Source organism: Micromonospora sp. 050-3 (genome assembly GCF_046549335.1).
In the GTDB taxonomy this organism is placed as follows: Bacteria; Actinomycetota; Actinomycetes; order Mycobacteriales; family Micromonosporaceae; genus Micromonospora; species Micromonospora trifolii.
Genome location: NZ_JAJPVX010000001.1, coordinates 2801421 through 2821696 on the forward strand (window position 1 = coordinate 2801421; position 20276 = coordinate 2821696).

General features: G+C 72.7%; 21 protein-coding genes and 1 pseudogene. 15 read left to right on the forward strand and 7 right to left on the reverse strand.

Annotated elements, in window-relative coordinates; all coding sequences use genetic code 11:
• Nucleotides 1–2: 2 nt before the first annotated feature.
• Together ACLJOK_RS12890 and ACLJOK_RS12895 are read left to right on the forward strand one after the other, a co-directional pair.
• On the forward strand, nt 3–614 hold the full coding sequence (locus ACLJOK_RS12890) for a LysE family translocator (protein WP_410818574.1): 612 nt from the start codon (nt 3–5) through the stop codon (nt 612–614).
• 7 nt (nt 615–621) lie between these two features.
• Nucleotides 622–1353: a B3/4 domain-containing protein gene (locus tag ACLJOK_RS12895; RefSeq protein ID WP_410818575.1), complete on the forward strand. Its 732-nt coding sequence runs from the start codon at nt 622–624 to the stop codon at nt 1351–1353.
• Here the strand turns inward: ACLJOK_RS12895 and ACLJOK_RS12900 are convergent.
• On the reverse strand, nt 1326–1928 hold the full coding sequence (locus ACLJOK_RS12900; protein WP_410818577.1) for an MBL fold metallo-hydrolase: 603 nt from the start codon (nt 1926–1928) through the stop codon (nt 1326–1328). The genes ACLJOK_RS12895 and ACLJOK_RS12900 overlap by 28 nt on opposite strands.
• A gap of 78 nt (nt 1929–2006) precedes the next feature.
• Between ACLJOK_RS12900 and ACLJOK_RS12905 the strand changes: the two genes are divergently transcribed.
• Nucleotides 2007–2813, forward strand: a complete 807-nt coding sequence (locus ACLJOK_RS12905) for an SDR family oxidoreductase (RefSeq protein ID WP_410818578.1) — start codon at nt 2007–2009, stop codon at nt 2811–2813.
• A gap of 19 nt (nt 2814–2832) precedes the next feature.
• Here ACLJOK_RS12905 and ACLJOK_RS12910 read toward each other — a convergent pair whose 3' ends face one another.
• On the reverse strand, nt 2833–3441 hold the full coding sequence (locus tag ACLJOK_RS12910; RefSeq protein ID WP_410818580.1) for a hypothetical protein: 609 nt from the start codon (nt 3439–3441) through the stop codon (nt 2833–2835).
• 181 nt (nt 3442–3622) lie between these two features.
• Between ACLJOK_RS12910 and ACLJOK_RS12915 the strand changes: the two genes are divergently transcribed.
• From ACLJOK_RS12915 to ACLJOK_RS12925, 3 genes are all read left to right on the forward strand, one after another.
• Nucleotides 3623–4720, forward strand: a complete 1098-nt coding sequence (locus ACLJOK_RS12915) for a DUF5919 domain-containing protein (protein ID WP_410818581.1) — start codon at nt 3623–3625, stop codon at nt 4718–4720.
• Nucleotides 4721–4793: 73 nt separating this feature from the next.
• Complete coding sequence (locus tag ACLJOK_RS12920; protein WP_410818583.1) at nt 4794–5681, forward strand: pentapeptide repeat-containing protein; 888 nt, start codon at nt 4794–4796, stop codon at nt 5679–5681.
• A gap of 72 nt (nt 5682–5753) precedes the next feature.
• Entirely contained in the window at nt 5754–5990 is a 237-nt protein-coding gene (locus ACLJOK_RS12925; protein ID WP_354946801.1) for a preprotein translocase YidC, read from the forward strand.
• Between the two features lie 7 nt (nt 5991–5997).
• Here ACLJOK_RS12925 and rnhA read toward each other — a convergent pair whose 3' ends face one another.
• From rnhA to ACLJOK_RS12940, 3 genes are read right to left on the reverse strand one after another with little or no spacing between them, the layout of a single operon-like run.
• Nucleotides 5998–6471, reverse strand: coding sequence for a ribonuclease HI (gene rnhA, locus ACLJOK_RS12930; protein ID WP_030491933.1), 474 nt, complete (start codon nt 6469–6471; stop codon nt 5998–6000).
• Between the two features lie 10 nt (nt 6472–6481).
• Nucleotides 6482–7774: a lycopene cyclase family protein gene (locus ACLJOK_RS12935; RefSeq protein ID WP_410818585.1), complete on the reverse strand. Its 1293-nt coding sequence runs from the start codon at nt 7772–7774 to the stop codon at nt 6482–6484.
• A 55-nt stretch (nt 7775–7829) separates the two neighbouring features.
• The gene (locus ACLJOK_RS12940) at nt 7830–9065 is read right to left on the reverse strand and encodes an MFS transporter (protein WP_410818586.1); all 1236 of its coding nucleotides are present in this window, start codon (nt 9063–9065) and stop codon (nt 7830–7832) included.
• A 410-nt stretch (nt 9066–9475) separates the two neighbouring features.
• On the opposite strand from ACLJOK_RS12940, the gene ACLJOK_RS12945 reads away from it, so the two are divergent.
• The 7 genes from ACLJOK_RS12945 to ACLJOK_RS12975 all read left to right on the forward strand — a co-directional run bounded on the left by ACLJOK_RS12945 (nt 9476) and on the right by ACLJOK_RS12975 (nt 14540).
• Nucleotides 9476–9961, forward strand: coding sequence for a hypothetical protein (locus ACLJOK_RS12945; RefSeq protein ID WP_124775133.1), 486 nt, complete (start codon nt 9476–9478; stop codon nt 9959–9961).
• 86 nt (nt 9962–10047) lie between these two features.
• Nucleotides 10048–10659 (forward strand): class F sortase, encoded by a 612-nt coding sequence (locus ACLJOK_RS12950; RefSeq protein ID WP_410818588.1) that lies wholly within the window; start codon nt 10048–10050, stop codon nt 10657–10659.
• 116 nt (nt 10660–10775) lie between these two features.
• Entirely contained in the window at nt 10776–11876 is a 1101-nt protein-coding gene (locus ACLJOK_RS12955) for a magnesium and cobalt transport protein CorA (RefSeq protein WP_410818590.1), read from the forward strand.
• A gap of 172 nt (nt 11877–12048) precedes the next feature.
• Complete coding sequence (locus ACLJOK_RS12960) at nt 12049–12828, forward strand: SGNH/GDSL hydrolase family protein (RefSeq protein ID WP_410819347.1); 780 nt, start codon at nt 12049–12051, stop codon at nt 12826–12828.
• Nucleotides 12821–13237, forward strand: a complete 417-nt coding sequence (locus tag ACLJOK_RS12965; protein ID WP_410818592.1) for a YchJ family protein — start codon at nt 12821–12823, stop codon at nt 13235–13237. The genes ACLJOK_RS12960 and ACLJOK_RS12965 overlap by 8 nt, the downstream gene beginning before the upstream one ends.
• Nucleotides 13238–13425: 188 nt before the next feature.
• A complete protein-coding gene (locus ACLJOK_RS12970) occupies nt 13426–14157 on the forward strand; it encodes a hypothetical protein (protein WP_410818593.1) in 732 nt (243 codons plus the stop codon).
• A complete protein-coding gene (locus ACLJOK_RS12975) occupies nt 14154–14540 on the forward strand; it encodes a VOC family protein (protein WP_410818594.1) in 387 nt (128 codons plus the stop codon). The genes ACLJOK_RS12970 and ACLJOK_RS12975 overlap by 4 nt, the downstream gene beginning before the upstream one ends.
• A 46-nt stretch (nt 14541–14586) precedes the next feature.
• Here the strand turns inward: ACLJOK_RS12975 and ACLJOK_RS12980 are convergent, their stop codons facing one another.
• Together ACLJOK_RS12980 and ACLJOK_RS12985 are read right to left on the reverse strand one after the other, a co-directional pair.
• Entirely contained in the window at nt 14587–15927 is a 1341-nt protein-coding gene (locus ACLJOK_RS12980; protein ID WP_410818596.1) for an MFS transporter, read from the reverse strand.
• Nucleotides 15928–16476: 549 nt separating this feature from the next.
• Nucleotides 16477–17256 (reverse strand): annotated as a pseudogene (locus tag ACLJOK_RS12985) (mechanosensitive ion channel family protein); the annotation flags it as partial.
• Nucleotides 17257–17451: 195 nt separating this feature from the next.
• Here ACLJOK_RS12985 and ACLJOK_RS12990 point away from each other — a divergent pair.
• Both ACLJOK_RS12990 and ACLJOK_RS12995 read left to right on the forward strand, forming a co-directional pair.
• Nucleotides 17452–18582 carry a peptidoglycan-binding protein gene (locus ACLJOK_RS12990; protein WP_410818598.1) on the forward strand — a complete coding sequence of 377 codons (1131 nt, stop codon included), beginning with the start codon at nt 17452–17454 and terminating at the stop codon, nt 18580–18582.
• Nucleotides 18583–18670: 88 nt separating this feature from the next.
• Complete coding sequence (locus ACLJOK_RS12995; protein WP_410818600.1) at nt 18671–20245, forward strand: glutamate synthase-related protein; 1575 nt, start codon at nt 18671–18673, stop codon at nt 20243–20245.
• Nucleotides 20246–20276: the final 31 nt, after the last annotated feature.

Genomic DNA, 20276 nt, shown 5'->3' on the forward strand with positions numbered 1-20276 from the left:
TCGTGACCATCCCGTTCCTGATCACCACGCTGATCGTGGTGGTCACCCCCGGCACCGGGGTGATCTTCACGCTCTCCGCCGGCCTGTCGCGGGGTGCGCGGGCCGGCGTGCTGGCCGCGTTCGCCTGCACGCTGGGCACGTTGCCACACCTGCTGGCCGCGATGACCGGGCTGGCCGCGCTGATGCAGACCAGCGCCGTGGCGTTCGAGACCGTCCGCTACCTCGGCGTCGGCTACCTGCTCTACCTGGCCTGGTCCATGGCACGGGACCGTGACGCCTTCGCGGTGACCACCGACGCCCCACCCCGCTCGGCGATCCGGGTGATCGTCTCCGGGGTGCTGGTCAACCTGCTCAACCCGAAGCCGACGATGTTCTTCGTCGCGTTCCTGCCGCAGTTCGTGGACACCACAGCGCCGGGCTCGACCCGGGCGATGCTCGGCTGCGGCGCGGTGTTCATGCTGCTCACCTTCGTGGTGTTCAGCGGCTACGGCATCTTCGCGGCCAAGGTACGCGACCGGGTGCTGACCCGACCCCGGGTCACCGACTGGCTGCGCCGATCCGCCGCCGGCACTTTCGTCGCGCTCGGCGTGACCCTCGCCCTCACCGAACGATAGGACCACAGTGCAGTTCGAACATGCGCCACAGCTTCGCGAGGCGTACCCCGACCTGGTCGCCGGCGTGGTGCGGGCCGTCGGGATCACCGCCACCGCCGACGTGACGGCACGCACGGCCGACCATCTCGCCGACGCGCGACGGCGGTTGGCCGGCGGGGCCGAGAGCGGGTTCCCGGAGATCCAGGCGTGGCGGCGGGCGTACGCGGCGATGGGGTTGCGGCCCACCAGGTACCGGTGCGCGGCCGAGGCGCTGCTGCGTCGCCTGCGCCTGGACGGCGAGCTGCCCCTGGTGCACCCGCTCGTCGACCTCTGCAACGCCATCTCGGCCGCGTACGCCATCCCGGTCGCGGTGCTCGACCTGGACCGGGTCGACGGCGACCTGGTGGTCCGGCCGGCACAGGGCGACGAGGAGTACCTGAGTTTCGCTGGCGCCACCGAGCATCCCGAGCCGGGCGAGGTGACCTTCGTCGACTCCGCCGGGCGGGCACACGCCCGACGGTGGACCAACCGGCAGAGCGGCTGGTCGGCCGTACGGTCGGGTACCTCGTCGGTGCTGATCGTCGCCGAGGCGCTGCACCCGGGTGGCGAGCCGGCGGTGACCCGGCTGGTCGCCGACCTCGTGACGGCGCTGACCGACGGGTGGTCCGCCCCGACGGCCGCCGCGGTGCTCACCGCCGCCGCGCCCCGTTTCCGCGTCCCGACGGCAGATGGTCAGGCGGTGTCGCCGGGTAGCAGGTGACGGTAGCCGGGGATCGTCTCGGCAAACCAGCCCGCGACACTGGCCAGGCCGCGGTCGTTGAGCTGCGCGTCGTGGATCGGGTACGCCGCCGTCGCGCCCACGGCGCCGGCGAACCGGATCGCCTCGTCGAGGCGCAGCCAGGACCCCTGCGCCGGGACGAGCAGGGTGCGCACCGCCTCGTCCGGCACGTGCAGGGCGTCGCCCGGGTGGTAGAGCTCGTCGCCGATCAGGTAGCCGAGGTTCGGGCAGTCGGGCTGCCCCTCGTGGATCGCGGCATGCCGGCCGCCGTGCGCGCTGACCGCGATGCCGGCCGCCGTGAACCGCTGCCCCGCACGGACCCGGGTCACCGGCAGCGGGGCGAGATCTGGCAGTCGGGCGCCCTCCGGCGCGTACACGGGGACACCGAGACCGGCGAGCCGCAACACGTCTATGTGGTCGGCGTGTTCGTGGGTGACCAGGACGGCGTCCGCGCCGAGGAGGGCCTGCGGCTCGCTCCACGTCCCCGGGTCGACGACCAGCACGCCGCCGTCGTGCTCGACGCGCACACAGGCGTGCGTGAACCGGGTGATCCGCATCAGGCGACGGTACCCGTCGGCACATCGGTAGTGGTTTCCGTGGCGGTTGGGCCGGCCCTGCCGGGGTAGTGCGGCAGCATGCCACAGCGATACGAGAATTACCCCAGGATCGCCGTCGTCACCGGCGCGGACTCCGGCATCGGCAAGGCCTGCGCGGTGGCGCTGGCCAAGGCCGGCTTCGAGATAGGCATCACCTGGTACGGCGACCCCGACGGCGCGGAGCGGACGGCTACCGAGGTCCGCGCGACGGGGCGGCGCTGCGAGGTCGCCGAGGTGGACCTGACCCGGCTGCCGGACGCGGCGGTGGTGGTGGACGAGCTGGCCGACCGGCTGGGCGGCATCGGGGTGCTGGTCAACAACGCCGGCATCGGGGCCTCGGCGCCGTTCGTCGACACCGGGTGGGAGCAGTGGCGCGAGGTGCTCGCCGTCGACCTGGACGCGCCCTTCCTCTGCGCCCAGCGGGCCGCGCGACGGATGCGGGCCACCGGCGCCGGCGGGCGGATCATCAACATCACCAGCGTGCACGAGCACGCGCCCCGTGTGGGCTCCGCCGCGTACTGCGCCGCGAAGGGCGGGCTCGGGCTGCTGACCCGGGTGATGGCCCAGGAGTTGGCCGCCGACGGGATCACCGTCAACGCCGTCGCCCCGGGCGAGATTGCCACGCCGATGACCGGTCAGGAGGATGTCGACCCGTTCACCCAGGAACGGCCCGGCGTGCCGCTGGGACGGCCCGGCGACGCCCGGGAGGTGGCCGCCGTGGTCGCGCTACTCGCCTCCCCCGCCGCCAGCTACGTCACCGGCGCGTCCTGGCCGGTCGACGGGGGCTTGTCGCTGATGGGTCCCCAGGCCACTGCGTGGACGAACGACGACTGGCGATCGGTCTGAGCGGCACCGGCGGGCGTCGTCAGCGCATCGGCGCGGCCGACGCCCGGACGATGTACGCGAACTGCACACCGAACGCCACCACCGCGACCAGCACCCCGACCACTACCGTCAACGCGCCCCCGGCCCCGACGGTAGTGGCCACCAGGGCGATGCCGAGCCCGCTCAGCACGGCGTTGACCGCGCCCACGAGTGCGGCAGTGGTCAACATGAATTCCCACCGGCCCGGGCGCGTGCCAACCAGGTTCCAGGCCGTGCTCATGGCGTCGTCGGCCACCACCGCGTCGGCGAAGAAGTCGTGCTCGCCAGCGAGATTGTGTTGGTAGTAGGCCCGGATGCGTTGGATCCGCCGCAGGTCCAACGAGTTCTCCACGGTGGTCTCCACCAGCCGCAGGAACGTCAGCACCCCGATGATGACCAGCGTCGGCAGCACCGCCGCCAGGTACGGCCGGACCAGCTTGTCGTTGCTCGCGACGAAGCCGAGGCCGATCAGCGCCGCCGACAGGACGGACAGGAAGATGGTGGCGCGGCCGGTGGCCTCGGCGATGGTGCCGGCGCGGGACGTCTGCAACGCGTAGTGCTCGGTGGTCAGGACGGTGAGAAGCGCCTGCTCGCGTTCACTCTCGTCCACCCCGCCACCCTCCGTGGTCGCACGACTCCGTTACCGTCACCCTATGAGCGGTGGACCGGGTCGCAACGGCGAACCGGCCGCTCGGAGAACGGGACAGCGACCGGCAAAGCGGGCACGTATCCTCCGAACTCCGGTGATCAGCAAGCGGCGGTGGGGCCGACCGACGGCGGAAGGGGACCGGATGCCCGGGTGGGCTGGTCGGCGCGGGCGGCAACGACGGGCCTTCGTCGTCGGTGGGGCACTCTTCGCGATCGCCGTCGTCATGTTGCTGGCGGCCTGGCGCAGCACCGGTTTCCTCAGCGACCTGCTGCTCAACCTCGGGGCCAGCGTGGTCCTCGCCGCCATCTCGTACGTCATCTTCGACCCGTTGTTCGAAGAGGCCCGCAAGGCGCGGGTGCAGGAGCACCTCAGCTTCGACCAACAGGCGTTCGTGACGCGGCTGCACCGCTCCGGTCGTCGGGTGCGCATCCTCGACACCTGGACGATCCTGCTGGAACAACGGCACCGGGAGGACACCCTGAGCGCGGTGCGAGCGGCGCTCGCCAACGGCGCCCAGGTGCAGTTGCTCCTGCTCGACCCCGACTGCACCGCCGCGCAGCAACGCTCCGAGGAGCTGGAACGGCAACGGGTGGACGTGCCCCGGCAGATCCGCACCAACCTGCGCCACCTGGCCGCGTTCGCCGAGGCGCTCGACGCGCGGCTACGCCACCGCCTACAGGTCCGGCTCTACGACGCGTCCCCGTCGATCCAGCTCTACCAATGGGACGGGCGGGCGCTGATCTCATTCTTCCCGATCGGGAAGCTGTCGTTCAACGTGCCGCAGCTCGAGGTGGACATGGACAGCCCGTGGGGCGGGTTCGTGCACGCCCGGTTCGAGGAGCTGTGGGAGCACGAGCAGGCCACCCTCGACCTGGAGCGGTACTGGTCGGTGACGGTCACGCTGCGCCACGACGAGTCGGACGTGGTCGAGGTACGCGTGCCGTACGTGACTGTGGACGGGCAGCACTACGTCGACTGCCGGGGGTTCCGGGTCACCGGGCCACTGACCGTGCGAGCCGTGCTGCCGCCCCGCGCGCCCGGGGCGGCTCCCGGCGTGTTCGCGCTGGCCGAGCCCGCCGACGGGGACCGCACCCCGGTCGCAGTGGTGAAACGGCACTTCGACCAGAAGTACGGGCACGGCGACGGCGAGCGGGACGTCCGCCGACTGGTGCCGCCGCCGGGCGATGCCCGTACCCCGGCGCCCCGGCCCGCGACGGCCGACGACACGCACGCACGGTGACCCCCGACCTACCCGGTCGGCTCGGCACGGGAAACAATGGTGGCCCAACCCTGATCGCCAGGAGGACCGTCGCGTGTCGCACCGCACCGCACCGCCGTCCGGGGCGGCGCAGCTGCGCGCCGACTGCGGACGCTGCTTCGGGCTGTGCTGCGTGGTGCCCGCCTTCGCCGCGTCGGCGGACTTCGCCATCGACAAGCCGGCCGGCTCGCCCTGCCCCAACCTGCGCCCCGACCACCGCTGCGGCATCCACACCGAGCTGCGCCAGCGGGGTTTTCCCGGCTGCACGGTGTTCGACTGCTTCGGCGCCGGGCAGCAGGTCGCCCAGGTGACCTTCGGCGGGCGGGACTGGCGGGACGCGCCGGAGACGTTGCCGGCGATGGCCGAGGCGTTCGCGGTGCTGCGACCGCTGCACGAACTGCTCTGGTACCTCACCGAGGCGGTGGCGCTGCGCCCGCCGGCCGACCTGCGCGCCGAGCTGGAACTGGCCCGCGCCGAGACGCTGACGCTCACCGAGGGTGACCCGGCGCACCTTCGCGCGGTGGACGTCGCCGACCAACGGAACCGGGTCAACCCGCTGCTGTCCCGGGCCAGCGACGTGGCCCGCGCCCCCGGCGGCGCCGACCGTCGGGGCGCGCACCTGCTCGGGGTGGACCTGCGCCGCGTCGACCTCCGCCGGGCCAACCTGCGCGGGGCGCTGCTCATCGGCGCCGACCTGCGCGGGGTGGACCTCGGCCTGGCCGACGTCACCGGCGCGGACCTGCGCGGCGCCGACCTGCGGGGCGCGGACCTGCGGCGCACGCTTTTCCTGCACCAGACCCAGCTGGACGCCGCCCGGGGTGACACCCACACCGGGCTGCCGGAGACGCTCACCCGGCCGGCGCACTGGACGGCGCTGCCGCTCACCCCGGTCCGTCAGCCGTCCCGGTCTCCCGCACCCGCCTCTCGGGGCCGACGGCGCTGACCGCGAGGTTTCGGCCCTGACGACGCCGGGTAGCCAGCGCCGACGCGAATCGGCATCGACGGGGGGCACGGCGTGGGCTACCGAAAGCGCGACGGTGAGCTGCCGGGCGACCCGCAGCACAGCGAGGACGAGGCCGGCCAGGTGCCACTGGTACAGGTCGAGACGGACACCGAGGTCCCCGCACCAGCGGACACCGACGTCCGGCCGGACATCGTGACCGAGCCCGACAACTCGGGCGTCGCTGGCGGTTCCTCGGGCAGCAGCGGCGGCGGGTCGAGCATGCCGGGGCACCCCGACGCGACCCGCTGACCCAGGCTCAGCGGCTGGTCAGCGCGGCCCGTGCCTCGGTCATGCCCTTGTTGGCGAGCCCGTCGGCCCGCTCGTTCTCCGGGTGCCCGTTGTGCCCCTTGACCCACAGCCAGGTGACCTCGTGCCGTTCGCAGGCCGCCTCCAGCCGCTGCCACAGGTCAGCGTTCTTCACCGGCTGCTTCGCGGCGGTCCGCCAACCGTTGCGCTTCCACGACGCCAGCCAACTGGTGATGCCATTACGCACGTACGTGCTGTCGGTGTGCAGCTCCACGGTGACCGGCCGGTTCAGGCTCTCCAACGCCTGGATGGCCGCCATCAGCTCCATCCGGTTGTTGGTGGTGGGCGTGGCCTCGCCGCCGCACAGCTCCCGCTCGTGATCGCCGTAGCGCAGCAGCGCACCCCAACCACCCGGACCGGGGTTGCCACTGCACGCCCCGTCGGTCCAGATCTGCACGCCCCTGCCGGCCGCCGCGTCCACCATGCCCGGCAACCTACCGGGCGCGCACGTCGTCCTCCCCGCTCGGGGGGCCGCCGCGCCGAGCCGTCGACGCGGAGCCCGGTGGGTCTCCCACCACAGCGGGTGGGATGGCCGGCGCGGGCCGGGTGGGACGCAGCCGGTCGCGGACCCGGTGCACGGCGTCACCGGCGGTCGCGGCGATCATCGGCAGCAGCCGGGTCGAATTCATGATCGCGACCTCCTCGGCGGGGGTGGTGCCGCCGTCGAGGAAGCGCAGCACCCGCTCGGCCGGGTTGCTGTCGAAGAGCCGGTCGAAGAACTCGGGACCGCCCACCCCGCCCCGGTCCAGCGCGCGCAGCGCCACCGCGTCCATCCAGCGGTGCCGGCGCGGATACGCCGGCGCTGGCACCGGCGCGCGGCCCGCGGCGAGGGCGCGGGCCACCTGGTCGGCCTGGCGGTACATGGCGGAGAAGGTGAAGCCGGTGGAGGGGCGGGTCGCGCCCCCGGCAGTGCCGAGCCGGACCACGCGGGGGGTGGGACGGGCCGGGAACGGCGCGTCGGTCATCGGGATCACCCCGTTCTCCACCTCGCGAACCCGCAGCCCGGTCGGATTCAGCCCGAGCAGATCCCGGTAGCCGGCCAGCGCCGCGTCGTACCCGGCGTCGGTGAGCAGGTCCGGCGAGAACTCGGTGTACTCGACCAGGGCGTAGCGGTCGCTGACCGGCAGCACGTACCCGAAGGAGACGCCCTGGGGCGGCTGCGGGGTACGGAAGTCCATCAGCACCGCACGCGTCGGGTCGAACACCGGCCGGGCGGCCTCCAGCCACCATCCCCGGAAATGCTGCAACCAGGTCGTTCGCCCCGCTCGCGCCGGCGGGCGGGGACGGGAGTCGAGCACCCAGCCGGCCCGTACGCTGCGCCCGTCGCCGGTGCGCACCAGCACCCGGTCGCCGTCGTCGCGCACCGTCTCGGCGGGCGCGACGATCCGGGTGGCGTCGAGGCGACGCTCGGCCTCGGCAGCCCGGTCGTAGACCGGGCCGGAGCGGAGCATGGCGTACCGCAGCGGGGTGAGGTCCAGGACGCGGCGTCGCGCCGTCGTCGCCACCTCGACCTGCTGCCAGCTCGCGCTGAGCAGCGGGTCCAGGTCGCTGTCGGGGTGGCCCCAGAACGCCCAGGTGCGGTCCTGACCGCGCCGGCGCACCGGGTCGACGATGGCGACCCGCAGATCCCGGACGCCGTGTCGGTCCAGTGCGGCGAGCAGCAACGACGCGGCGCCGCCGCCACCGAGCAGCGCGAGGTCGACGTCGAGCGGCGCGGAGTCGGTCACCCCCACCACGCTGCCACACGACCGCCTGACACCACCGGATGGGCCGCAACGGCGTTCAGGCCACCGGGGCGGGCGACTCGACCGGGGGCGGGTCGGCGAACGCGCGCGCGACCGCGGCGCGGTTGAAGACCCGCCAGGTGGCGGCGGAGACGCCGATCGCCACCACCAACCCGACCCAGTACGGCGCGGTGATGCCGAATCGGGCGGCGAGCAGCCCGCCCAGCAGTGCGCCCACGCAGTTGCCGCCCGCTGCCACGAAGAGGTTCGTGCTGGCCACCCGGCCCTGCAGGTTCGGTGGGGTGAGTCGTTGGCGCAGTGAGTTCGCCACGATGTTCCACAGCCCGCCGTGCACGCCGAAGGCGAACAGCGCGAACCCGACCACGATGGTGTTGCGGGACGCCGCCAACGCCAGGTGCAGCCCCGCCTCGACGAGCAGGCCGATCCGGATCGTCCAGGTGGCGCTGATCCGGGCGATGATCCGGTCGCCGAGGAGGGCGCCGAGCACCCCTCCGGTGGCCATGCAGGTGAAGAGCAGGCCGTAGCCGACGGAGGAGAGTCCCAGCCGCTCGCCGGCGAGCAGCACCAGCACCGCGAGCGCGGCGGTGAGGGTCACGTTGAGCAGACCGATCAGCACGGCCATCGTGCGCAGCAGCCGCTGGTTGGCCAGCCACCGCAGTCCTTCGACGATCTCGCCGCCCATCGAGCGGGTACGGCCTACGTGCGTGTCGCCGACGGCGGCCCGGAAGTCCCCGCCGATCAGCGCCACCAGCACGGCGCTGAGGGCGTACGTGACGGCGTTGACCAGGAACGGGCTGCCCGCCGAGAGTGCGAACAGGAAGCCGCCGAGCGGGCCGGCGAGCATGCTGTGCATGAGGGTGGCGCCGCCGCTGAGCCAGCCGTTGGCACGCTCCAGGCGGTGCCGTGGCACCACGACCGGCACCATGGCCTGGCTCGCCGCGCGGAACACGATCTCACCGGTGTTCACCAGGAACAGCACCGCGAACAGCAGCGCCACCCCGCCTCGGCCGCTGAGGATCGCCGTGGCCAGAACGGCGAGCGCGACCACCCGGACCAGGTCGATGACGATCATCAGGCGGCGCCGGTCCATCCGGTCCACCAGCACCCCGCCGGGCAGGGCGAAGAGCAGCCACGGCAGCCACGCCACGGCGGACGCCCCGGCGACCACGAGCGGGTCGTCGGTACGCGACGCGACGAAGAGCGGCGCGGCGACGGTGGCCAGGCCGCTGCCCAGGGCCGAGAGGGTGCTCGCCGCCCAGAGTTTGGCGAACACTGGTCCCAGGCCAGCTCCCACGTTCGGTGTCACGGCGAGCGAACCTACCAGCGTCTGCCCTGGCCGCACGGGGATTTTTCCCGTCAGCAGATGGCCGCCCGCGCGCAGCGGGATCACGCCGGCCAGGTGGTGCATTTCCGCCGTCGTCGGCAATACCTCGCCATAGGCCCAGCGACGACAGCCCGACCGGATGGACATCGATCGGAGCACCGGTGCCGGTCGGGCCGTCCGGGCTTTTCCGCAGCTCTCCCCGCCTTCGGGTGGACACGTGACGGCAACGAGGATTTCTCATTTTCACCTGATCGAGGACCCAACCCACCTAGTGTTGGGCACACCGGTGCTAGTCACGGAGTTGGCCACCCGAACGACGTCCCACGCAGTCAGCGGACGAAAAGTGAGGGAAGACGCGTATGAAGGTCTCAACAGCACTCTGCTCGGCGGCGCTCGGCGTGGGCCTCGGCACGCTCCTGCTGCCGGGCGCCGCACTGGCCGACACCACTGTGTCACCGGCCACCACCCCGGTCGGTGGGACCGTCGTGCTCACCGCGACGACCTGCAACCCGAAGTCGGGTGACGCCATCTTCCGGGTCACCGGCCCCAACCGCGACCAGAACGTCCGATCCACCACGGCCGCCGCCGGCGGCGGGCTGAGCGCAGAACTCTTCACCGCCGGGTTCACCCTGGGCACGTACACGGTGGCGGCGACCTGCGGCGACGGCAGCTCGGCCGGCACCGCCACCTTCGCCGTCACCCCGATCGGCGGCGCGCCGGCCGGCTCCGGCGGCGACAACCGTGACACCGGCGCTCTCGCCGCCGGCGGCACGCTGCTCGGCACCGCCCTCGCCGGCGCGGTGATCCTGATCCGCCGGCGCCGTCCGGTGTCCACTGTCGCCTGATCGGCGACCGTTCCATCCCTGAGACGGGTGCCCGCGCCGGGAACACCGGTGCGGGCACCCCGACGATCCGGTACGGAGGTGCACACGTGTGGTGGCGGCGGACCCTACCGGCAGTGGTCGCCCTGCTCGGCGTCAGCGGGCTCGGGCTGATCACCGTCGGCCTCACCGCCGACCCGGAGCGGCCACCACGACCGTCGGCCGACGCGCCGACCCGCACCCACCCCGCACCGGACCTGGCGCCGCTGCCACCCGCCGCGCCGGTCCGGGTGCAGATCCCCGCCATCGACGTACGCGCCGACATCGTCCCCGTCGGCGCCGACGCCGCCGGGGTGCTGGAGGTGCCGCCACTGGACCGACCCACCCTCGCCGGCTGGTACCGACACGGGGTCAGCCCCGGCGAGAACGGCAACGCGGTCCTGGTCGGACACGTCGACGCGCCGTCCGGCCCGGCGGTCTTCTTCGACCTCGGTCGGCTCCGCGCCGGGCAGCAGGTACAGGTCACCCGCGCCGACGCACGGGTCGCCACGTTTACAGTGGACGACGTCCGGGCGTACCCCAAGGAGCACTTCCCCACCACCCTGGTCTACGGCCCGGCGGACGCCGCAGGGCTGCGCCTCGTCACTTGCGGCGGCCAGTTCGACGCCGCTACCGGCAACTACCTCGACAACGTCGTCGTCTTCGCCACCCGCACCGCCTGAGCCACGCCGCAGGCCCGAGCCGCCCGCCCCGCTGTCGGGAGCCGGAACCCGCTCGGCAGAATGCGGTGGCACCATCCCCTGATCGGGACGGTGCGCCGGCGACGGGGAGGCACGCGGTGGATCAGCGACCGGTACGGGACCGGACCGGACGAGGCGTACGCGCCCTGGCCCGGCGACTGCTCGGACGGGTCGAGGGCGACTCCCCCACCCCCCGCCGGACCAACCCGGACGCGGTGGTCGACTGCGCCGTCTACGTCAACGGCCGGCGGGAACCCGGTCAACAGCACTACGCCGACGCGTACGCCCGGGCGCGGCACGGCCGCGACGCCTTCGTGTGGCTGGGACTGCACGATCCCGGCCCGGCGGTGCTCGCCGCGGTCGGGCAGACCTTCGGCCTCGACGAACTGACAGTCGAACAGGCGCTCGCCGACGGGCACCGGCCCACAGTTCAGCGCCACGGCCCGGTCACGCTGCTGGTCCTGCGCACCGCCGGGTACGTGGAGCACGACGAGCTGACCGACACCTCCGAGGTGATCGACACCGGGGACGTCATGGTGCTGCTCGGTGACCGCTTCGCCATCACGGTGCGGCACGGCGCCGCCGGGGCACTGCGCAGCGTCCGCGCCGACATCGAACGCCGCCCCGCGTTGCTGGCCGCCGGCCCGTGGGCGGTGGCGTACGCGGTCTGCGCCCGCATGGTCGACTCCTACCTGGAGGTGGCCGGGCACGTGGAACGGGACCTGGAGCGGGTCGAGGAGGCGGTGTTCGCCCGCGACCGCACCGCCGACATCCAGCACATCTACCAGCTCAAACGGGAGGTGGTGGAGTTCAAGCGGGCGGTCCTGCCGTTGCAGGCGCCGATGCGGACGCTGCTCGACCCCGACGGCCCGCCGCGTGTCCTGCACCGCTGGTTCGTCGACGTCGACGGCCGGCTGAGCCGGGCGGTGGACCGGGTGGCCGCGTACGACGACCTGCTCACCTCGATCGTCCAGTCGCGACTGGCACAGCTCGCCGTCGAGCAGAACAACGACATGCGCAAGATCGCCGCCTGGGCTGCCATCGCGGCCACCCAGACCGGCATCGCCGGCATCTACGGCATGAACTTCGACCACATGCCCGAGCTGGCCTGGCGCTACGGCTACGCCGGAGCCCTCACCCTGATGGCGGCGGCGGCCCTGTTCCTGTACCGGCTGTTCCGCCGCTCCGGCTGGCTCTAACCCCCGCACCCCAAGCCACCCGCGCCCCAGCCCCAGCCCTGCGCGATCTTGCAGTTTGTGTCGTAGATATGAACCCTCTTGCCCCTTATGCCGGGGCAGAAAGTGCAAGATCGCGGAGGAGTGGGGGTGTGGGGCTTGGGGTGGTTTCGGTCGGGCTAACCTCGCGCGGGTGATGTGGCAGCGGTACGTGGCGATCGGCGACAGCACCACCGAAGGGCTCGACGACCCGGACGGCGCCGGCGGCTACCGGGGCTGGGCCGACCGGTTCGCGCTGGCGGTGGCCCGCTCCCAGGGCGGCCTGGAATACGCGAACCTGGCCATCCGGGGCCGGACCACCGCGTTGATCCGCGCCGAGCAACTCCAGCCAGCCCTCGACCTGGCCCCCGACCTGGCCACCGTGGTCGCCGGCATGAACGACGTGCTGCGCCCCTCCTTCGACGCGGACCAGGTCGCCGGGGATGTCGCGGCGATGCAGCAGGCACTGGTCGAGCAGGGGGCCACAGTGCTGACGTTCACGATGCCGGATCCGGCGCCCGTGATGCCGCTGGCCCGGCCGCTCCGGGGTCGCATGCTGGCGCTCAACGAGGCGCTGCGGGCCGCCACCGCGCGGACCGGCGCCACCCTCCTCGACCTGGGCGCCCACCCGGTCTCCTCCGATCCCCGGCTGTGGAGCGACGACCGGCTGCACGCCAACAGCGCCGGGCACGAGCGGATCGCCGCCGCGCTGGCGTACACGGCGGGTCTGCCCGGGTTCGACGACTCGTGGACGCGGCCGTTGCCGCCGGCACCACGGCGGCGCCGCGGTGAGGTGTTCGGCGCCGAACTGGCCTGGACCCGCCGGCACCTGCTGCCCTGGCTGGTCCGGCACCTGCGCGGCCAGTCGTCGGGCGACGACCGGGTGGCCAAGCGGCCGGTGCCCCTGCCGGTGCGGCAGGATTGGGGACGTGGGTAAGGGTGCGGGACGTCGGCGGGCGAACGCGACGACAGGGCGGGTGTGCCCGTGCGGTTCCGGCCGCTCGTACGCGGAGTGCTGCGCGCCGGCGCACGGCGGCGATGCCCCGGCGACGGCCGAGGCGTTGATGCGCTCCCGGTTCAGCGCCTTCGCCCTCGGCGACTCCGGTTACCTGCTGCGCAGCTGGCACTCCTCGACCCGGCCCGCCTCCCTGGAGCTTGACCCGGGGCAGCGGTGGACCCGACTGGAGATCGTGGAGACCGAGCGGGGCGGCCTGCTCGACACCGCCGGCACTGTGACCTTCCACGCGCACTACCGGGACGGGGGCCGGCCCGGCACGTTGACCGAACACAGCCGGTTCGTCCGCGAGGACGGCCGGTGGGTCTACCTCGACGGTGACCAACCCTGACGGCTGTTTGGGCGTAGGGTGACGTCGGCGTAGTCCTGCGCCGCACCTCCCTCCCGGCGCTCACGCCGCCGGCAACGCGGAGGCAAAGGGGGCCTGGAGCCCTCGGGACGTGGTGACACATGCCCCACTCCGGCGGGGTTGGCGGGAGCGTGAGTCCCGGTGACCGTGCCGTTGACCGGGAGCATGTGATGACCACCCAGAGATCGTTCAAGGCCCGGGTCCGGGCCCGGATGGAGAAGACCGGCGAGAGTTACACCACCGCCCGCCGGCACCTGATCAATCGGACCATCGAGCCGACTCCGGCGTCCACCGCCGCGTCCCCTCCCGCACCTACCGAACCGACCGCCACGGCTGCCGCTGCGCAGACCGAGCGGATCGCCGACGACCTGATCAGCGCCCGGACCGGCCGCGGCTGGGCCGAGTGGTTCGCAGTGCTCGACGCCGCGTCCGCCACCGAGTGGACGCACACCCGGATCGCCCGTCACCTGGCCACCGAACACGAGGTGCCGGGCTGGTGGGCGCAGACCATCACCGTGGGGTACGAGCAGGCACGCGGCCTGCGCGCGCCGGGTCAACGACGCGGCGGCGGCTTCGAGGCCAGCGCCAGCCGGACGGTGGCCGTGCCGGCGCGGCGACTGTTCGAGGCGTTCGCCGACGAGACGGCACGCGCCCGCTGGCTGCCCGACGTCGAGGTACGTGTCCGCACCGCCACCGCGCCACGCAGTTTCCGGGCCGACTGGGCCGGCGGCCCCACCAGGATCGTCGTCGGCATCGACGCCGTCGGCGAGTCAAAGGCCCGGGTCAACGTCCTGCACGAGAAGCTGACCGCAGCCGAGCAGGCCGCGGAGCTGAAGGCGTACTGGCGGGACCGGCTCGCCGCTCTGAAGGCACTGCTCGAAACGGACGGAGACCACCGATGACCATGACATTCATCAACCTGCCGGTGCGCGACCTGACCACCGCGACCGAGTTCTACCGGGCGATCGGCTTCACCAGTGACCAGGCTGTGCCGGACGGCGACAGCACGGTGCTCACCATCTCCGACACCACCCGGCTGGTGCTGCACCTCCGCTCGGGCTTCGAGGCGTACACCGGGGTCGCCACGACGGACACGGCGACCAGCCGGGAGGTCATCGTCGGGCTGTCGGCGTCGAGCCGGGAGCAGGTCGACGAACTCGTCGACCAGGCGGCGGTCGCCGGCGGGGAGTCGCTCGGGCCGGGGATGGCCAACGGACCGATGTACATGCGCGGCTTCCGGGACCTCGACGGCCACCAGTGGTCGTTCCTGCACATGGCCGGCTGACCGCGCGGCCCGGCGGCGGCCCGAGCAGGCCGACGCCGGGCCCTGGTCAATCCGGGCCACCCGGCACAGCCGCGGCCACGCCGACCGGCACGGCCGTCCGGCGCCGGCGGCGGGTCAGCAGCACCAGCGCCACCACGAGGTACGCCCCGGCGGTAAACGCGAACGCCACAGCGTTGCCGGCCGCCGTGGCGAGCAGACCGTAGCCGGCGTACGTCACGATGATCAGCACGTCGGTGGCCATCCCGGCCAGGGACGTGACTGTGGCGCGGCTGGAGCCGGTGATCCGGGCCTGGAGCCGCGCGTCGGCCAGCACGGTGGCCAACTGCGCGGCGCCGAAGGCCACCGCGAGCAGCACGAACCCCGCCGGGTGCCGCAGCAGGGCACCGCCGGCCAGCGCGACACCGACCAGCCCCAGCAGCGCGGCGTAGCCTCGGCTGCCCAGCCGCTCCCCCGCCGGGGCGAGCAGCCCGCCGACTGTCACTCCGGCCCAGAGCAGCAGGAGCAGCAGGGGTACTGCCTGCGCCCCGACGCCGGTGTCCAGGGCGAGCAGCGGGGTGTACTCGTCCAGGGCACCCCAGTCGGCGGCGACCACTGCCACCAGCAGCACGGCGGCCCGTACCGGCGGACGGGTGCGGACCTGCGACACCCCGGCCCGCAGCGTGTCCCACCACCCCAGCTCACCATCGTCGTCCGGGCTCGCGGGCGGGACGGTGGCCGGCTCGTCCTGCCCGGGTGGTGCGGCGCCCACCGGCCGAGAGGCCATCGCCGGCTCGGCGACCGGAACGCGTACGGCCCTCGGCGCGCGGTGTTCCGGCAAGCGGGTGGCGACGATCGTGGCGAGCAGGCAGGCGAGCACGCTGGCCGCCCCGACCGCCGGGTACCCGCCGACGGCGAGCACCGGGCCGGCGAGCACTCCGGAGACCACCACACCCAGCACACCCGCCGTCCGCGCCCGCCCAAGCACCCGGGCGTACCGATCGACAGCGCCGAGCCGGTCCAGCTCGGTCCAGACCAACGCCTCCAACGCACCGGAGACCAGTGCGCCACCGGCGCCCCAGAGCAGGAAACCGACAGCGAACGCCGGGTACGACGGCAGCAGCACCCAGAGCGCGAAACCGGCGGCGGCCACCAGCGGGGCGAGGCACAGCAGCAGCCGGCGGGACAGCACGTCGGCCCAGGCGCCGGAGGGCACCTCGAACAGGATGCCGGCGGCGGACCAGATGACGAAGAGCGACGCGATCTGCCCCACCGAGAGCCCGGTGTCGGCGAAGAACACCACGTACAGCGGGTAGAGCAGAACGAGGTCGCTGAGGAACGCGTACCCGTAAAGGGTCGCCGTCAGCCGACGGATCGCCGGCTCGGGCACGCGCGAAGCGATGGCAATCATGGGACCTTCCCGTGGGAGTGGAGACGGACACCGGATGTGCGGTGCCCGTGGTGGCCCACGGGATCGGCCGACGCTGCTGGATCAATGTCGCCAGGTCATGCCCGCGATGCTAGACAACCGGCGCGGCCGCGGCCAGCGCTTTCGGCGTGCCGAGCAGCGCGAGGCGGGGCGGGATCAGATCGATCCCGCCCCGCCGCCGTACCGCTGGTGTCAGCGCCGGTCGACCGGCGGAATGACAGTGGTGGTCTCGCCGTCGTCGCTGGTGCGCTGCCCGGGCACCGCGCGGTCGGTGCCACCCGTGACCACCTGGGTCGTGTCGGGGTCGACACCGGTGCCCACCGCCTGCGTGACGTCCGAACCGGCCGAGCCGCTGACCACCTGGGTCGTGTCGTCGGTCGCGGAGGGCCGGGCCGGCGTCGGCGTCGGCGTCACGTCGTCGACGGCGCTGCGATTGACCACCTGGGTGGGGTCGGAGGTGACCGGGAAGCGAACGACCTGGGTGGCGTCCGTGTCGGCCGGCCGGGTCACCACCTGGGTGGCGTCCGCGTCGGCGGGCCGGGTCACCACCTGGGTGGCCTCCGGATCGCTCGTGGTGGTCGACGCGCGCGCCAGCTCGGCCTCGGCGTCGCGGCGGCCGGCCCGGTACGCCTGGGCGTGCTCGGCAATCAGCTGCGACTCCCGCTCGGCGCGGGTCAGCCACGACTCCCAACGGCTCTGCATCGGACGGATCAGGCCGCCGCCGACACCGACGACGAGGATGCCGCCGATGGTGGCCAGCACGGCGATCAGCACGGGAGTGGTGACCGCGGTGGCAACGCCGATCTGGTTCAGGGCCGCGATGACGCCGAGGCCGAGAATGAACACCGACGCGATGGTGGCCAGCACCCGGCCGTACGACAGGCCACCGAGCGCGCCGCTGATGATGTCCTTGACCGCGTTGGCGATGGCGGCGGCGACCACGACGATGACGATCGCGACGAAGGCGCGGGGCAGCCACGCGATCACCGCGCCGAGCAGGTCGGAGATCGGGTTCGGCCCCCAGATGCCGAAGGCGAGCTGGAGCGTGAACAGCAGCACCGCGTAGTAGACGAGTTTCGCGACGATGTCGCTGGCGTCGTACCGGGAGCGGCTCAACGCGCGGCGGATGCCGCCGCGCTCGACGGCGCGGTCGAAGCCCACCCGTTCGAGGACCTTCTCCACGATCTTCAGTACGGCCTTGGCGATCAGCCATCCGGCCACCAGGATCGCCAGGAAGGCGACGGCCTTGGGCAGGAAGAGCATCACCGAGCGGAGAGCGTCGCCCACCGCGTCGCTGACGTTGTCACTCATCTGGTCATTCCTTAAATGGGGCAGCCGGAACGGTCAGCCCCGACCTACCCCGGACCCGACGCGCGGAAACACAAGTGATCATCAGGCCTGCCGGCCCTCTAGCGCGCGGGGGAGTCTTGGCAATATTCTTCGGCGTACGTGCGGCCACTGGAGCTACTTTTCATCCCCCCGCCGTCGGCCGCAGGAGGAGATGCAATGCACGTCGACCATTCCGAAGTGGATCGCCGGACGCTGCTGCGGGCCGGTCTCGGCGCCGCCACGGTCGCTGTCGTCGGGAGCGAACTCGCCTTCCCGAACGCGGCGCAGGCCGCGCCGGGCACCGACCTGGACTGGATCATCAGCTGTGACGAGTGGGCTGCCCGCCCGCCGAAGGACCCGCTGTCGGTGAGCGCCATCGCCACCAACAAGATCATCGTGCACCACATGGCGTTCCCGAACGTCACCGACTACTCCCGCGAGCAGGCGGTCAAGCTCGCCCACGACTGCCAGGACCTGCACATGGACGGCAACGGCTGGTCGGACACCGGCCAGCACTTCACGGTGAGCCGCGGCGGGTACGTGCTGGAGGGCCGCCGGGGCAGCCTGGAGCGCCTCGAAGCCGGCGACCGGCAGATGATCTCGGCGCACTGCCCGGGTGAGAACGGCCGGGCCATCGGCATCGAGAACGAGGGCACCTACGTCACCGAGACGCCACCCGAGGCGTTGACCGACTCGCTGGTCAAGCTCTGCGTCGCGATCTGCCGGCAGTACGGGCTGCACGCGCACGACATCTTCGGCCACTGGGACTTCCGCACCACCGAGTGCCCGGGCGCGGCCTTCTACCGGCAGTTCCCCGAGCTGCGGCGGCGGGTGCACGCCGCCCTGGGCACCAAGCTCGGTGACGTGCCGGCGCGCCGCTGGCCGGACCTGTGGCGTTTCGTCAACTCCCCCTCGGTCCGGGTGGTGCAGCACCTGCTCGCCCACCGGGGTTACCCAGTGACCGTCAGCGGCACCTTCGACGCCGCGACCGTCGCGGCCGTGCAGGACTGGCAGGCCCGCAACGGCATCGCTGTGGACGTGGACGCCACACTCACCACGCCGACCTGGGAGACCCTCGCTCCGGAGCTGGACCAGCACGCCGCCGGAGCGCCGGTCACGGCCGTGCAGGAAATCCTCGCCACCAAGGGGTACGCGGTCACCGTCACCGGGGCGTACGACCACGCCACCCGGAGGGCGGTGCAGGACCTTCAGGCGCTGCACGGGCTGCCCCGCAACGGCAAACTCAGCACGAGCACGTGGTGCACTGTCGTCGGCGGATCGGTCCGCGAGTCGTTCCGGCACCGCTGAGCGCGTGGTGGCGGTGCGGGGCGCACCCGTACCGCCACCAGCCGACTCACCGGTTTGATCCGCCGCCCGGGCGGAAAGAACCCCGGGCATGACCTGGGCCCGTCGAGCCGTACCCGCTGTCGCCGCCGCCGTCGCGGCCCTCGCCGCGCGGGACCTGATCCAGCGCGACCACGCGCTGCTGCGCAACTTCCCGGTCCTCGGCCGGGCCCGCTACCTGTTGGAGGCGATCGGGCCGGAGCTTCGGCAGTACATCGTGGCCGGCAACAACGAGGAGCGGCCGTTCACCCGCGACCAGCGCCGCTGGGTGTACGCGTCGGCCAAGCAGGAGAACAACTACTTCGGTTTCGGCACTGACAACGACATCGAGTACACCCCCGGGTACCCGATCATCAAGCACCGCACGTTCGGCCGTGCCGTGCCGCCGTCGTCACCGACCGCCGGGCACGACGTGCGGTTGCCCTGCGCGAAGGTGCTCGGTGCGGCACGGGGACGCGCCCGGGCGTTCCGACCGGAGTCGGTCGTCAACATCTCCGGGATGAGCTTCGGCTCGCTCTCCGGCAACGCCATCACCGCGCTCAACAAGGGGGCGGCTCTCGCCGGCTGCCTACAGAACACCGGCGAGGGCGGCCTGTCGCCGTACCACCGCAACGGTGGTGAACTGGTCTTCCAACTCGGCACCGCGTACTTCGGCTGTCGCGACGAGCACGGCCGGTTCAGCCTCGACCGGCTGAAGGACCTGGTCGTCAGCGCACCGGTGCGGGCGCTGGAGATCAAACTGAGCCAGGGCGCCAAGCCGAGCCTCGGTGGTCTGCTGCCCGGGGCGAAGGTGTCCGCCGAGATCGCCGCCACCCGGGGCATCCCGGCCGGTCAGGACTGCGTCAGCCCGTCGCGGCACGCCGAGTTCTCCGACTGCGACAGCCTGCTCGACTGGGCCGAGTTGCTGGCCGCCGAGACGGGTCTGCCGGTCGGCATCAAATCGGCGGTCGGTGACCTGGGCTTCTGGCAGGAGCTGGCCACCCTGATGCGGGACACCGGCCGGGGTGTGGACTTCGTGACGATCGACGGCGGCGAGGGCGGCACCGGGGCCGCACCACTGATCTTCACCGACTCCGTGTCGCTGCCGTTCCAGCAGGGCTTCTCCCGGGTGTACAAGATCTTCGCCGAGCACGACCTGCACGAGCAATTGGTCTTCGTCGGCGGCGGCAAGCTCGGCCTGCCGGACAACGCCATCGTGGCGTTCGCGCTCGGCTGCGACATGGTCAACGTCGGCCGGGAGGCGATGCTGGCGATCGGCTGCGTCCAGGCGCAGAAGTGCCACACCGACACCTGCCCCACCGGCGTCGCCACCCAGAACGCGTGGCTCGCCCGGGGCCTGGACCCGACGTTGAAGTCTGTCCGGGCGGCCAACTACCTGCGGACGCTGCGCCGGGACCTGACCAAGGTCGCCGAGGCCTGCGGCGTCGAACACCCCGGCCTGATCGGCACCGACGCCGTCGAGATTCTGGACGGCCGCACCGGCTCCACCCCACTGCACCAGGTGTACGGCTACCGGCCGGAATGGGGACTGCCCTCGCCCGCCGACCAGGCGGAGATCATCCGGCTGATGGTCCCGGAGGCACCCCAGGGCGGCAGCGCCCCGCCCTCCGCCACCGCCGTCGGCTGAGATCGCGCCCGACCTGGCCGCCGTCTGCATT

What these genes read in the sequence shown, in the direction of transcription:
- ACLJOK_RS12990 (WP_410818598.1), top strand. Translation starts at nt 17,452, where the DNA reads ATGCACGTCGACCATTCCGAAGTGGATCGCCGGACGCTGCTGCGGGCC.
- ACLJOK_RS12900 (WP_410818577.1), bottom strand. Translation starts at nt 1,928, where the DNA reads ATGCGGATCACCCGGTTCACGCACGCCTGTGTGCGCGTCGAGCACGAC.
- rnhA (WP_030491933.1), bottom strand. Translation starts at nt 6,471, where the DNA reads ATGGTGGACGCGGCGGCCGGCAGGGGCGTGCAGATCTGGACCGACGGG.
- ACLJOK_RS12975 (WP_410818594.1), top strand. Translation starts at nt 14,154, where the DNA reads ATGACCATGACATTCATCAACCTGCCGGTGCGCGACCTGACCACCGCG.
- ACLJOK_RS12970 (WP_410818593.1), top strand. Translation starts at nt 13,426, where the DNA reads ATGACCACCCAGAGATCGTTCAAGGCCCGGGTCCGGGCCCGGATGGAG.
- ACLJOK_RS12905 (WP_410818578.1), top strand. Translation starts at nt 2,007, where the DNA reads ATGCCACAGCGATACGAGAATTACCCCAGGATCGCCGTCGTCACCGGC.
- ACLJOK_RS12995 (WP_410818600.1), top strand. Translation starts at nt 18,671, where the DNA reads ATGACCTGGGCCCGTCGAGCCGTACCCGCTGTCGCCGCCGCCGTCGCG.
- ACLJOK_RS12960 (WP_410819347.1), top strand. Translation starts at nt 12,049, where the DNA reads ATGTGGCAGCGGTACGTGGCGATCGGCGACAGCACCACCGAAGGGCTC.
- ACLJOK_RS12915 (WP_410818581.1), top strand. Translation starts at nt 3,623, where the DNA reads ATGCCCGGGTGGGCTGGTCGGCGCGGGCGGCAACGACGGGCCTTCGTC.
- ACLJOK_RS12980 (WP_410818596.1), bottom strand. Translation starts at nt 15,927, where the DNA reads ATGATTGCCATCGCTTCGCGCGTGCCCGAGCCGGCGATCCGTCGGCTG.
- ACLJOK_RS12945 (WP_124775133.1), top strand. Translation starts at nt 9,476, where the DNA reads ATGAAGGTCTCAACAGCACTCTGCTCGGCGGCGCTCGGCGTGGGCCTC.